Genomic DNA, 12737 nt, shown 5'->3' with positions numbered 1-12737 from the left:
GGTGTTTCACGTGAAACACCGCGCCCTTCGGCCGCGCAACCTGAGAAAGGACAGGTCAGGCTCTATAGATCAGGCCAGGCCGAGCTCGTCGATCGCGTAGGCGTAGACATAGGGAACGCCGGCGGTCTCGCTGATCTTCTCGGCGGCACCGGTCGCCCGGTCCACGATCGTGGCGACCGCGACGACCTCGGCACCGGCCTCGCGCACGGCCTCGACGGCCGTCAGCGGCGAGCCACCGGTGGTGGAGGTGTCCTCGACCACCAGGACCCGGCGGCCCTTGATGTCGGCACCCTCGATGCGGCGCTGGAGACCGTGGGCCTTGGCCGCCTTCCGCACGACGAAGGCGTCCAGCGTCTTGCCGCGCGCGGCGGCGGCGTGCAGCATCGCGGTCGCCACCGGGTCGGCGCCCATGGTCAGGCCGCCCACGGCGTCGAAGTCGAACTCGGCCGTCGTGTCGAGCATGACCTGCCCGACCAGCGGCGCGGCCGTGCCGTCCAGGGTGACCCGGCGCAGGTCGATGTAGTAGTCGGCCTCCATGCCGGAGGAGAGGGTGACCTTGCCGTGGATCACGGCCTTGTCCTTGATCTGGCCCAGCAGTGCCTCGCGCGCTTCGCTCATGTCCATGAGCTTAGGCCAGGCCCAGGGAACGCCAGGTCCAGGTCGTGGCGATCTCCAGGGGGTCGATCGGCGTGACGAGGCGGGGGTGGGTGTTCAGCCCGTTGGGCGGGCCGGACTGCGGCTCCACGCACACCGCCTCGGTCTGCTCGTCGTAGACGACGACCCACTCGGCGCGGCTGGTGACCTTCAGCTCCAGGGCGCCGGGCCAGGTGAGGGTGACGTCGACGCCGTCGGGCATCCCGAAGCAGTCGTCCCAGGGGCCGGGCCGGGGCTCGATGCGCTGTCCGGTGGGGAGGTGGTCGTCGCCGCGCTCCTCCTGCCAGGACGGCTGGAAGCCGATCTCCACGTCCTTGCCGACGCCGAGGTTCCGCAGGAACCAGGGGTGCCAGCCGGCCTGTGCCGGGAAGGAGTCGTCATAGGTCTCGACGCCCATGGTGAGGGTGAGGGATTCCTCCGTCAGCTCCACCAGCTGGGTGACCCGGCCGCTGTAGGGCCAGGGCTCGGCGAGGTCGTAGGTGAACGCGGCGGACCGGTCGTCGGCGCGGGCGGTGCGCCAGGCGGTGTCGCGGCCGGTGCCGTGGATGGCGTGGGGAGGGGAGTTGACGGGCATCTGGTGGATCTCGCCGCCGTTGCGGAAGCGGCCTTCCGCGATGCGGCCGCACCACGGGACCATGGGGAAGGCGCCGTAGCGCGGTCCCTGGCGGAGCAGTTCGACTCCGCCGATCCTGAGGCCGGCGAGGCGGCAGCCATTGCCCGGATCCACGACCACTTCGGCGGCCCCGGCCGCCAACGTTACGTTTTGGCTCACGCCACCGACCCTAGGGCCTGCGGCCCACGCCGACCTGCCGGTTTGTGGGCAATCGTTCCGCTGGGGCGGAACAGGTGGGCACAAACCGGCCACCGGGCCGCACCCGGAAACGGCGCTCAGCGCCTGCGGCGAAACGCCCGGGTCACCACGACCGCGCCCGCCAGGGCGATCGCCGCCGCCGGCGCGGCCCACCGCAGCACGGCCGTGCCGGTGGCCGCCTCCGGCGCCGGCACCGGCGCGTAGCGCCCGCGCGGCGGCGCGTGGTCGACTTCCTCCGCACTGCGGCCGATCATCGTGCGGCGCGCGTGCGCCGCCTCCGCCGGCGGCTCGTCGTCGAGGACGTCGTCCTCGAAGCCACCCGACCCGCCGAGCGGCCCGTCGAGCACCTCATCCTCGTCGGCGGTCCCGCCGTCGCCCTCCTGCGCGCCGGACGGCGTGAGCGGCACCTCCGCCGCCTCTTCCTCCCGCAACTCCTCCGCCAGCGCCGCCCCGAACCGGTCGAGCAGCCGCCGCGCCACGGACTCCGCCGTCTTCGCGTCGAACTCCGCGAGCCGCCCCGCGCCGCCGACCGTTCCCGTGCAGCTCAGCCGGGTGCCGCCGGGCGTCTCCTCCGGCTGGGCGCTCAGCGTGAGCGTCACCGTGCCGGAGCCCCGGGCCTCGGTGCCCTCGCCGGAGAGCTCGTACGAACCGTCCCGCTCGGTCAGCCGCATCTCACCCCGGTAGGTGATCGTGGATCCGCCGATGCGCAGCCGGAGCCGCCCGGTGAGGGCGGCACCGGACGAGGCGTCCTGCTGGAGGCCGGGGACGCAGCGGGCGACGCGCGCGGGGTCGGAGAGGACCCGCCGCACCGCACCGACGGGAAACGGAACGAACACCTCATGCTCCATAGCTAGCGAGCCTACCCATCGGGCCCCGCACCAGGCCCGCCCCGGTCGAATACGAGTCGAATCCGATCGAACTTTCCGTCAGAAGACGGTCAGTCTCCGACAGTGAAGCGCTCTCCCACGTGCTTGGGCGTCTCGATCTCGTCGATGAGCGCCACCGCGTAGTCCTCGGTGGAGATCCGGCTCTTGCCCTCCGCGTTCACGACGAGGTCGTCGAGCGCGGTGCGGTAGGCGCCCGAGCGCTCGCCGGGCTCGATCAGGCCCGCCGGGGAGACGTTGGTCCAGCGGACGTCGGAGACCGTGCGGTAGAAGTCCAGCGCGTCGCCGTGGGCGTGCATGATCTGCAGCAGGAACTCCGGCAGCCCCTCCGCGTCCCAGACCAGCTTGCCGTCCGGGGTGCGCAGCGAGCCCGCGCCACCGACGGCGATCAGTCGGGGGGCCGCGTCGCCGAGCGTGCGCAGGCCGGCGACCAGGGACTCCGCCGCGGGCTTGATGGTGGCGAGGTGGCCGGGGCCGTCGCCGCCGCCGACGGCGCTGACGACGACGTCCTGGCCCTTGGCCACGGCGGCGACCGAGGCCGGGTCGAGGACGTCACCGGTGGTGACGGTGAGGTTCGGGTGCTGCTCGGTGAGCTTGGCGGGGTCGCGGACGACGGCCGTGACCTGGTGGCCCCGGTCCAGCGCCTCGCGCAGGACGCGGCTGCCGATGGTGCCGGTGGCTCCGAAGAGGGCGATCTTCGCCATGGGGGTGTCTCCTGTCGCACGGTTCAAGGACGTGTGGTGACGTGTAGGTGTGGGTGGTGCGTACGCGTGGTGCGCAATGACCACGCTAGGAGCGGCCGCCCCACCCGGCCAGGTAGGCTCGCGTCTCCCCATGGTGAAAAAGCGACACACTGACCCATGCGCGTCCGTCGGGAGCGACGGCGGCATCCTGGAGCTCGCCTACGAGCCCCCGCCCGGCGCCCCGCCCGGTCTGGAAGTGATGACCGTGGCCGAGCTGCGCGAGCGGGCGCGCGAGGGGCTGCTGTCCACGCCGCAGCGGCTGGACTTCCACCAGCTCGTCGCCGTCGACGCCGGCTCCGCCGTCCACACCGTCGACTTCCGCACCCACACCCTCGACGCGGGTTCGGTGCTGTGGGTCCGTCCCGGGCAGGTCCAGCAGTTCGGGGACGTCGACGCGATCGAGGGCACCGTCATCCTCGTCCAGCCGGGCTTCATGCCCCCGGGTACGGCCGTCTCCGACGCGGCGGACGACCCGTTCGGGCCGGTGCTGTGGCGGCCGGGCGGCGAGGACGGGGAGGCCGTCTTCTGCGCCGTGCGGCACCTGGCGACGGACTACCGCACCGGCGAGCGGCTGGCCCCCGCCATCCGCACGGAGGTGCTGCGTCATCTGTTCTCGGTGCTGGTGCTGCGGCTGACGCACGCCTCCGCGCCCGCAAGCGGCCTGCCCGCTCCCGGGGACGCCTTCATGCGGTTCCGCGCCGCCGTGGAGCGCGACTTCGCCGGCCGTCACCGCGTGGCCGACTACGCCCGGGACCTGGGCTACGCGCCCCGCACCCTGTCCCGGGCCACGCTGGCGGCGGCCGGGGTCGGGGCGAAGGAGTTCGTCGACCGCCGGGTGATGCTGGAGGCCAAACGGCTGCTGGCGCACAGCGACCTGCCCGCCGCGCGAATCGCCGAACGGCTCGGCTTCGCCGACGCCGCCAACTTCTCCAAGTTCTTCCAGCAGCGCGCGGGGGACACCCCCGGCGCCTTCCGGGCGGCCCTGCGAGGTCAGCCCGCGTAGCGCGGGTGCATCAGCGTGGACGGCAGCGCGCCCGCCTCCTTGCGGCGCTCGGCCGCCAGACCCTCGGCGCGCAGCCTCTCCGGGGTGAGGGACGGCAGGGGCGGCCGGGGCACGGGCAGCGCCAGCCGTACCGGCTCCCGCGCGGCCAGTACCAACCCCCAGTCCCGCTCGGGCGCCCCGCGCTCCCGGGTGACCGCCACGCGATAGGGCGCGGTGCACAGCCCCACGGAACGCAGCGTCGCCTCGACGGTCCAGAAGACGTGCGGCCGGGCGTCGAGGTCTCCCCCGTGCACGGCTATTCGGCCGCCTGGGGCGAGGACGCGCGCCACCAGCCCGTAGAACTCCTGGGAGTAGAGCTTGGTGCTGGGCGTGAGCCCGGGGTCGGGCAGGTCGGAGATGACCACGTCGTACGGGCCGGCGGCGGCCTCCCGGCCGTCGCGCAGCCAGTCGAAGGCGTCGGCGGTCACCACCCGTACCCGTCGATCGCGGTAGGCGCGGCGGTTGAGGCCGGCCAGGCCGGGGTCGGTCCGGGCCAGCCGCAGCACCTCGGGGTCGAGCTCGACGACGGTCACGGAACGGACGTCCGGGTAGCGCAGCACCTCGCGCACCGCGAGGCCGTCGCCGCCGCCGAGGACGAGGACGCGGCGGTGCTCCCCGGCCAGGGCGGGGTGGACGAGCGCCTCGTGATAGCGGGATTCGACATCCCCGCTGACGCTCAGCCGGCCGTCGAGGAAGAGGGAGAGCGGCCGCCCGCCGCCGTCCCCGCCGGCCAGCACCACCTCCTGGACCTCCGAGCGCACCGCGACCCTGACGTCCGTGCCGTAGACGGCCCGCCGGGCGGCCTGCTCGAAGGGGCCCGTGAGCACCGAGCACACCGCCAGCACCACCAGCACCAGGCCATTGGCGGTGAGCAGCGCCCAGCGGGCCCTCGGCGACAGATCCCGCCGGAAGAGCCAGAGCACCAGCGCCCCGCCCGCCACGGCGTTGACCGCGCCGGTGACCAGCGCGCCCGTCAACTGGCCCAGCACGGGCAGCAGGAGGAAGGGAAAGGCGAGCCCGCCGACCAGGGCGCCCACATAGTCGGCGGCGAAGAGATCGGCGACCGCGCAGCCCGCGTCCTGCCGGCGGATGCGCTGGATGAGCGTCATCAGCAGCGGCACCTCGGCGCCGATGAGCACCCCGATCATGAGCGAGAAGGCCACCATGGCGAGCCGGGCCTGCCCGTACCAGGCGAAGCAGGCGTAGAGCGCCATGGCGGAGAGGCCGCCGGTCAGCGCCAGCACCGCCTCGACGGCGGCGAAGCCGAGCGCCGCGCGGGCGCGCAGCCGCTTGGCGAGCAGCGAGCCGACACCCATGGCGAAGACCATGACGGACAGCACGACGGACGCCTGGGTGACGGAGTCGCCGAGCAGGTAGGAGGCGAGCGCGACCAGCTCCAGCTCGTAGACCAGCCCGCAGGCGGCACAGATGAAGACCGTGGTCAGCACGGCGAGACGGCCGAGCCCGGCCGGTACGGGCAGCCGCGCCGGTACCGGGCGGTGGAGGACCATGCGGTAACGCTACGTCACGAACCAGGGCCCCCTTGTCACCCACACGGGTTTAAGTTCACGCGCTTGGGCGACTCCCGAGCGGCTCTCACAGGGGTGCGGCCATCCGCACACCCACGCGGGTCCGGGTGGCCACCAGCCGCCCTTCCTGGGGATACGCGTGCCAGGTGCGCCAGCTGACCTGGCCGTCGCGGCGCTGGGCGAGCAGGGCGGTGAAGGCGTGGGGATCTCCGGGAAACGTTCCGGCCAGCCCCTGCGGGTGTTCGGCGACCAGCGCCAGGAGCTCCTGGGCGCGCCCCGCGAAGGAACATCGCGAGAGGGTCTCCACGCGCGCCGCGAACTCGTACTCCCAGGCGCCCACGCGCTTGGCGACGCCCAGGGGCAGCGGGGTCTGGCTGCCGGGTATGCAGGCGACCGTCTCCGAGCAGACTCCGTCCTCCTCTTCGAGTATGACCTGGTGCGAGGCGCCCAGCAGGCGCAACTGCACGGCCGCTCCGTCCAGTCGGAGGTCGAGCACCGCCAGCGCGGGCAGGGGGTCCTTCCCCAGACACCAGGCGAGATCGGCGGCGCGGGTATCGGTGTAGGTGGTCTTGAGGGTGGTGAGCATGGGTCGGCTCCGCGAGCAAGCAGTGGAGGGTGGGCCGGCCCGCCCCGAGGAGGACCACATTCCTGATCGAGTGCGCCGGCTCATGCCCACATCTGAGGTCCCGCGGACCGGTTCCGGCAGGGGCCATTCCGGTGTGCCGGGGATTTCCGGGGATTGTCTCAACGTGGCTCTGATCGAGGGAATCACGAATGAGCGGCGCCCACAGCGGTTTTACCCATGATCTGCAACTTTCCATCCACCCGAGGGCCATGCAGTTCAAATGTTCAACAGACCGGCGCACATAAGTTCAACACATCGGCGTCCGGCGGATACGGAAAATCCGCCGGACGCATATGCGGCTGGGCATGAGCCCCTTGCAAATCTCCCGATCAGGCGGCCGCGATCAGCTTCTCCACCGCCTCGACCACGGACTTCTCCCGCCGGCAGAAGGAGAAACGCACCAGATGGGAGGGGGCGTCCGGAGCGAGCAGGAAGGCGGAGGTGGGAATGGCCACCACCCCGGCGCGCAGCGGCAGTTCACGGCAGAATCGCACGCCGTCCGCGTGCCCCCACGCGCGGATGTCCGCCTGGAGGAAATAGCCCGCCTCCGCACGATAGGGGCGCAGACCGGCCCGGGTGAGCCCCTCGCTCAGCAGATCCCGGTTACGGCGCAGAGTCCGCCGGAGCTCCCCCGCCCACTCCTCCACGCCCCCCAATGCCCGCGCGAGCGCCTCCTGGTAGGGCGTGCCGGACGCATAGGTGAGGAATTGTTTCGCCGCCGCCACCGCCGCCACCAGCCGGGCCGGACCGCACACCCAGCCGACCTTCCACCCCGTGACGTTGAAGGTCTTGCCGGCCGAGGAGATGGTCAGGGTCCGCTCCCGCATCCCCGGCAGGGCGGCGATCGTCCGGTGCGTCGCGTCGTCGTAGACCAGGTGCTCGTAGACCTCGTCCGTCACCACCGCCAGATCGCGCTCCCGGCAGAGCTCCGCGATCGCCGCCAGCTCCGCCGCCGTGAACACCTTCCCGGTGGGGTTGTGCGGGGAGTTGAGGATCAGCACGCGGGTACGGCCGGTGACGGCGGCCCGCAGCGCGTCCAGATCCAGCGCGAAGCCCGGCGTACCCCCGGCGGTCTCCGCGGCGTTCTCCTCAGCCAGCGGAACGGGCACCAGCCGGGCCCCGGCGAAGCGGGCCACCGCTGGATAGGCGTCGTAGCAGGGGTCGAAGGCGAGCACCTCGTCGCCCGGGTCGCACAGCGCCATCAGCGCCGCCGCGATCGCCTCCGTGGCCCCCGTGGTCACCAGCACCTCGCCCTGCGGCGCGTACTCCAGCCCGTACCGCCGCCGCTGGTGCGCGGCGACCGCCTCGCGCAGCGCGGGGAAGCCATAGGCGGGCGGGTACTGGTTGGCGCCCGCCAGCACCGCCGCCGCGACCTCCTCCAGCAGCGGACGGGGCCCGTCCAGCTCCGGCACGCCCTGGCCCAGGTTGACCGCGCCGGTCCGCCGCGCCAGCTCGGTCATCTCCGTGAAGACCGACTCCCCCATGCCCCGCACCCGCTCCGCCGGGCTCCAGCCCGTCTCCCTGGCGTTCACGTTCATCCCCACTCCCGTTGTCCCATCGGGTCATTCCGGTCCGGACGATCGAGATCACGATAGGCGGGGCGCGCGACGCGGCCCAGCGCCCCCGAAGACCCGGCGCGGAAGACCCGGCACACCGGGACGCGCGGCCCGGCGGGCGGACCAGCACACCGGGCGGCCCCTCGGCACGCCGACACTCCGGGGTGCGCCCGAGCGGGTGGAAGGCACACCGCTTACGGGCGTTTCCCGGTCGCGCGCGCGAGGACCGCGCCGCATGGTCGGTATGCCTCGACCGTCCCGTCCCGCACCGGAGGTACCGCGTGTCCGCCGGCCCCGCAGTCCACCGCGACGCAGCGCCCGTCCGGGCCCCCGAACCGCGCCGCGCCCGCCAGGGCCGCCGCCGTCCCGGCCGTACCGACCGGATCCGCGCGGCGCTGCGCCGGGCCCTGCCCGCGCTCGGGCTCTACGCCGCCGTCCGGCTGACCGGGATGACGGCGATGGCCGCGTGGGCCTGGTGGATCGGCAAGCACCCACGCACCCTGCTCGGCCACCTGTGGGACGGCATCTGGTACGCGGGCATCGCCCGCCACGGCTACGGCCTGGTCGTCCCCTCGCCCACCAGCAAGGGCGTCTTCTACAACGACCTCGCCTTCTTCCCCCTCTACCCGGGGCTGGTCCGGGGCGTCGTGACCGTGCTGCCGGTCACCGTCGTCACGGCCGGGCTGCTGGTGGCCTGGGCGGCCGCCGGGGCCGCCGCCTGGGGCGTCTACGCGGTCGGCGAGCGGCTGCACGGCCGCCGCGTGGGGACCGTGCTGGTGCTGCTGTGGGGGCTGCTGCCGCACGCGATCGTGCAGACCATGGCGTACACCGAGTCCCTGATGACCGCGCTGGCCGCCTGGTCGCTCTACGCCCTGTACACCCGCCGCTGGCTGTGGGCCGGGTCGCTGGCCCTGCTCGCCGGGCTCTCCCGGCCGAACGCGATCGCCGTGTCCGCCGCGATCGCCGTCGCCGCCGTCGTCGCCCTGCGGCGCGATCCGGACGCCCGCCGGGACTGGCGGATCTGGGTGGGCACGGCCATGGCACCGCTGGGCTGGGCGGGCTACGTCGTCTGGGCCGGCTTCCGCTCCGGGGGCGGGCCGCTGGGCTACTTCAGGGTGCAGCGGCTGTGGGGCTCGCGCTTCGACTTCGGGCGCGACGCCTTCCTCTTCACCCGGCACCTGTTCACCGGCCGGGACTCCATGGCCTACTACGTCACCCTGGCGACCCTCGCCGTCGCCCTCGTCGCCCTCGTCTTCCTGGCGCTGGACCGGCCGCCCGCCGCGCTGCTGGCGTACGCGCTGGTGCTGGCCGTCATCGCCGTCGGCGGCTCCAGCTACTACGCCTCCAAGCCGAGGTTCCTGCTGCCGGCCTTTCCGCTGCTGCTGCCGGCCGCCGTGGCGATGGCGAGAGCCCGGCCCCGCACCGTCGTCGTGACGACCGGTGCGCTGGCCGGGCTCTCGTTCCTCTACGGGACCTATCTCCTGACCGTGGCCAGGGTCCCGATGTAGCCGCGCGGCGCGGCGGGTGACAGCGGAGAGGCTCAGGCCTCGTCGTCCGGCTTGTCGTCGCCGTCCTCGATGTCGGCCTCCAGGCCCAGCTGCTCGGCGAGCCACTTGTCGAACTCGATCGAGGCCCGCACCCAGCTGACCGTGCTGGAGACGAAGTGCTCCAGCGCCACACCGACGCCGATCAGCATCTGCGCCTCACCGATCAGACGGACGGTGCCGTCGTCGTGGGTGTGGGTGTAGACCTTGGGCCACAGCGTGCGGCGGTTCCAGTCGTCGATGGCCTCGAGCAGCTTGGCCTTGTCCTCGATGTCGTGCGGACGGTCGTAGAACGTGCGCACGGAGAAGACCTGCTGCTCCTCCTCACCACGGAACATGAAGTACGTGCGGAACTGCTCCCACGGCGCGGCGAGGTCACCCTCGTCGTCCACGACGTACTTCAGCTCCATCTGCTCCAGGAGCTGCTTGACCAGGTCCTGGTCGGGGATGACGGGGCCTGTCGGGCCCGCCTCAGGCTGCGGTTCGGGCTGGCCCCCGAAATTCGGAATCGAGGACGGGTCGATGCTCACCGTTTGCTTCCCTTCGTACGGTCTCCCGCCATCCTCCCCCATCGTGGGCGGGGCCTGGTAGCCCCGCCCCGCCGTATGTCACAGCGTTTTCGCGACCGCCTCTTCCCGAACGGGCGAAACGGTGAGCTCCTCGGCCCCGTCCGCCACGTCGACACGGACGGTGTCGCCGTCCCGTACGTCCCCGGCGAGGATCGCCCGGGCGAGCCGGTCGCCGATGGCCGTCTGCACCAGCCGGCGCAGCGGGCGGGCGCCGTAGGCCAGGTCGGGCTGGGCCGCACCTTCGGCCTCGGGGGTGTGGCCGAGCCAGGCGAGCCAGCGCAGGGCGTCGTCGCTGACGTCCAGGGTGAGGCGGCGGTCGGCGAGGCGGCGCTGGAGGTGGCCGATCTGGATGCGGGCGATCCGCTCCAGCTGGTCGGTGCCCAGCGGGTGGAAGACGACGGTGTCGTCGAGACGGTTGAGGAATTCGGGGCGGAAGGAGGCGCGGACGGTCTCCAGCACCTTCTCCTTCTTCTGCTCCTCCTTCAGCAGCGGGTCCATCAGGAAGGCCGAGCCGAGGTTGGAGGTGAGGATGAGGATGGTGTTGCGGAAATCCACCGTTCGGCCCTGGCCGTCGGTGAGCCGGCCGTCGTCGAGGACCTGCAGGAGGATGTCGAAGACCTCGTGGTGGGCCTTCTCCACCTCGTCCAGCAGCACCACCGTGTACGGGCGGCGGCGCACGGCCTCGGTGAGCTGGCCGCCCTCCTCGTAGCCGACGTAGCCGGGGGGCGCGCCGACCAGGCGGGCGACGGAGTGCTTCTCGCCGTACTCCGACATGTCGATGCGGACCATCGCCCGCTCGTCGTCGAAGAGGAAGTCGGCGAGCGCCTTGGCCAGCTCGGTCTTGCCGACGCCGGTGGGGCCGAGGAAGAGGAACGAGCCGGTCGGACGGTCGGGGTCGGCGATCCCGGCCCGCGAGCGACGCACGGCGTCGGAGACGGCGCGCACGGCCTCGGCCTGGCCGATCAGCCGCTTGCCCAGCTCCTCCTCCATGCGCAGCAGCTTCTGCGTCTCGCCCTCCAGCAGCCGGCCGGCGGGGATGCCGGTCCAGGAGGCGACGACGTCGGCGATGTCGTCCGGGCCGACGTCCTCCTTGACCATGAGGTCCTTGGCGGCGGCCTCCTGCTCGGCCTCCACCTCCGCCTTCGCGGCCTCCTCCAGCTCCCGCTCCACAGCGGGGATCTCCCCGTAGAGCAGCTTGGAAGCGGCGTCGAAATCGCCGTCGCGCTGGGCGCGCTCGGCCTGCACCCGCAGATCGTCCAGGCGCTCCTTGAGCTCACCGACGCGGTTGAGGGACTGCTTCTCCTTCTCCCAGCGGGCGGTCAGGCCGCGCAGCTCCTCCTCCTTGTCGGCCAGATCGCGGCGGAGCTTGGCCAGGCGCTCCTTGCTCGCCTCGTCGGACTCGTTCCGCAGCGCCAGCTCCTCCATCTTCAGCCGGTCGACGGCGCGCTGGAGCTCGTCGATCTCCACGGGCGAGGAGTCGATCTCCATGCGCAGCCGGGACGCGGCCTCGTCGACCAGGTCGATGGCCTTGTCCGGCAGGAAGCGGGAGGTGATGTACCGGTCGGAGAGGGTGGCGGCGGCCACCAGCGCGGAGTCGGCGATCTGCACCTTGTGGTGCGCCTCGTAGCGGCCCTTGAGGCCGCGCAGGATCGCGATGGTGTCCTCGACGGACGGCTCGGCCACCAGCACCTGCTGGAAGCGGCGCTCCAGCGCGGGGTCCTTCTCGATCCGCTCCCGGTACTCGTCCAGCGTCGTCGCCCCGACCATGCGGAGCTCGCCGCGCGCGAGCATGGGCTTGAGCATGTTGCCCGCGTCCATGGCGGAGTCCCCGCCCGCGCCGGCGCCCACGACGGTGTGGAGCTCGTCGATGAAGGTGATGATCTGGCCGTCACTGGCCTTGATCTCCGCCAGAACGGTCTTCAGCCGCTCCTCGAACTCACCCCGGTACTTCGCACCCGCGACCATCGCGCCCAGGTCGAGCGCGACCAGCCGCTTGTTCTTCAGCGACTCCGGAACGTCACCCTTCACTATCCGCTGCGCGAGCCCCTCGACGACGGCCGTCTTGCCGACGCCGGGCTCGCCGATGAGCACGGGGTTGTTCTTCGTGCGCCGCGACAGCACCTGCACCACGCGCCGGATCTCGTGATCCCGGCCGATGACGGGGTCGAGCTTGCCGTCACGGGCGGCGGCCGTGAAGTCCGTACCGAACTTCTCCAGCGCCTTGTACGTGCCCTCGGGGTCCGGCGTCGTCACCCGGCGCCCGCCCCGGGCCGCCTCGAACGCCTCCAGCAGCTTCTTGGCCGACGCGCCCTGATCCGCCAGCAGCTCACCCGCACGGCCACCGCGCGCGGCCAGGCCCATCAGCAGGTGCTCGGTCGAGATGTACTCGTCGCCCAGGTCACGGGCGCGGTCGGTGGCGTCCGCGAGGACGGCCATCAGCTCCCGGTCCGGCTGCGGCGGCGCCACCGTCGACCCCTGAACGCTCGGCATCCCCGCCAGCAGCCGCTCGGCCCCACCGCGCAGCGCGGCCGCGTCCGCGTCGACGGCGGCCAGCAGATCCATCACGTTCTCGTTCTCCCGGCCGGCCAGCAGGGCCAGCAGGAGGTGCGCCGGCGTCATGTCGGCATGCCCGGCCGACACGGCACGGTCACTGGCGGCGCTCAGCGCCTCCCGGCTCTTGTTCGTCAGCTCGGCATCCACGGCGACGGGCTCCTCCTCGCGCTCACAGGCTCATCGGGCTTGCCTGATGGAACGTGCAATAAGTTGAGTCTAGTCCACTC

At 72.5% G+C, this 12737-nt stretch carries 11 protein-coding genes; 2 read left to right on the top strand and 9 right to left on the bottom strand.

Going from position 1 to position 12737, the window contains the following annotated elements; genetic code table 11:
- Window positions 1-69 precede the first annotated feature (69 nt).
- From pyrE to ACX9I7_RS28000, 4 genes are all read right to left on the bottom strand, one after another.
- Complete coding sequence (gene pyrE / locus ACX9I7_RS28015) at window positions 70-618, bottom strand: orotate phosphoribosyltransferase (protein ID WP_126914911.1); 549 nt, start codon at window positions 616-618, stop codon at window positions 70-72.
- 10 nt (window positions 619-628) lie between these two features.
- Window positions 629-1426: an aldose epimerase family protein gene (locus tag ACX9I7_RS28010; RefSeq protein WP_387577793.1), complete on the bottom strand. Its 798-nt coding sequence runs from the start codon at window positions 1424-1426 to the stop codon at window positions 629-631.
- A gap of 116 nt (window positions 1427-1542) precedes the next feature.
- The gene (locus tag ACX9I7_RS28005; RefSeq protein ID WP_387577795.1) at window positions 1543-2313 is read right to left on the bottom strand and encodes an SRPBCC domain-containing protein; all 771 of its coding nucleotides are present in this window, start codon (window positions 2311-2313) and stop codon (window positions 1543-1545) included.
- An 89-nt stretch (window positions 2314-2402) separates the two neighbouring features.
- Complete coding sequence (locus ACX9I7_RS28000; protein ID WP_459388893.1) at window positions 2403-3053, bottom strand: NAD(P)-dependent oxidoreductase; 651 nt, start codon at window positions 3051-3053, stop codon at window positions 2403-2405.
- A gap of 130 nt (window positions 3054-3183) precedes the next feature.
- Between ACX9I7_RS28000 and ACX9I7_RS27995 the strand changes: the two genes are divergently transcribed.
- A complete protein-coding gene (locus ACX9I7_RS27995) occupies window positions 3184-4095 on the top strand; it encodes a helix-turn-helix domain-containing protein (RefSeq protein ID WP_387577799.1) in 912 nt (303 codons plus the stop codon).
- Here ACX9I7_RS27995 and ACX9I7_RS27990 read toward each other — a convergent pair.
- The 3 genes from ACX9I7_RS27990 to ACX9I7_RS27980 form a co-directional block, all read right to left on the bottom strand.
- On the bottom strand, window positions 4083-5645 hold the full coding sequence (locus ACX9I7_RS27990; protein ID WP_387577801.1) for a polyamine aminopropyltransferase: 1563 nt from the start codon (window positions 5643-5645) through the stop codon (window positions 4083-4085). The genes ACX9I7_RS27995 and ACX9I7_RS27990 overlap by 13 nt on opposite strands.
- Before the next feature lie 85 nt (window positions 5646-5730).
- Window positions 5731-6249: a DUF2617 family protein gene (locus ACX9I7_RS27985; protein WP_358623920.1), complete on the bottom strand. Its 519-nt coding sequence runs from the start codon at window positions 6247-6249 to the stop codon at window positions 5731-5733.
- Window positions 6250-6617: 368 nt separating this feature from the next.
- A complete protein-coding gene (locus ACX9I7_RS27980; protein WP_459388892.1) occupies window positions 6618-7826 on the bottom strand; it encodes an aminotransferase class I/II-fold pyridoxal phosphate-dependent enzyme in 1209 nt (402 codons plus the stop codon).
- A 299-nt stretch (window positions 7827-8125) separates the two neighbouring features.
- Between ACX9I7_RS27980 and ACX9I7_RS27975 the strand changes: the two genes are divergently transcribed.
- On the top strand, window positions 8126-9352 hold the full coding sequence (locus ACX9I7_RS27975; RefSeq protein ID WP_459388891.1) for a hypothetical protein: 1227 nt from the start codon (window positions 8126-8128) through the stop codon (window positions 9350-9352).
- Window positions 9353-9384: 32 nt separating this feature from the next.
- Here the strand turns inward: ACX9I7_RS27975 and ACX9I7_RS27970 are convergent, their stop codons facing one another.
- Both ACX9I7_RS27970 and clpB read right to left on the bottom strand, forming a co-directional pair.
- Window positions 9385-9918 carry a YbjN domain-containing protein gene (locus ACX9I7_RS27970; RefSeq protein WP_240667365.1) on the bottom strand — a complete coding sequence of 178 codons (534 nt, stop codon included), beginning with the start codon at window positions 9916-9918 and terminating at the stop codon, window positions 9385-9387.
- 78 nt (window positions 9919-9996) lie between these two features.
- Window positions 9997-12657: an ATP-dependent chaperone ClpB gene (clpB, locus tag ACX9I7_RS27965; protein ID WP_459388890.1), complete on the bottom strand. Its 2661-nt coding sequence runs from the start codon at window positions 12655-12657 to the stop codon at window positions 9997-9999.
- Between the last annotated feature and the right edge of the window lie 80 nt (window positions 12658-12737).

The organism is Streptomyces sp. L500 (assembly GCF_054551825.1).
Note: the sequence above shows the minus strand (reverse complement) of the source record. Positions and strands in the feature narration are given on the sequence as shown.

Coding starts and splice junctions, on each gene's coding strand:
- pyrE (WP_126914911.1), bottom strand. CDS start 618: ATGAGCGAAGCGCGCGAGGCACTGCTGGGCCAGATCAAGGACAAGGCC.
- ACX9I7_RS28005 (WP_387577795.1), bottom strand. CDS start 2,313: ATGGAGCATGAGGTGTTCGTTCCGTTTCCCGTCGGTGCGGTGCGGCGG.
- ACX9I7_RS28000 (WP_459388893.1), bottom strand. CDS start 3,053: ATGGCGAAGATCGCCCTCTTCGGAGCCACCGGCACCATCGGCAGCCGC.
- ACX9I7_RS27995 (WP_387577799.1), top strand. CDS start 3,184: ATGGTGAAAAAGCGACACACTGACCCATGCGCGTCCGTCGGGAGCGAC.
- ACX9I7_RS27990 (WP_387577801.1), bottom strand. CDS start 5,645: ATGGTCCTCCACCGCCCGGTACCGGCGCGGCTGCCCGTACCGGCCGGG.
- ACX9I7_RS27985 (WP_358623920.1), bottom strand. CDS start 6,249: ATGCTCACCACCCTCAAGACCACCTACACCGATACCCGCGCCGCCGAT.
- ACX9I7_RS27980 (WP_459388892.1), bottom strand. CDS start 7,826: ATGAACGTGAACGCCAGGGAGACGGGCTGGAGCCCGGCGGAGCGGGTG.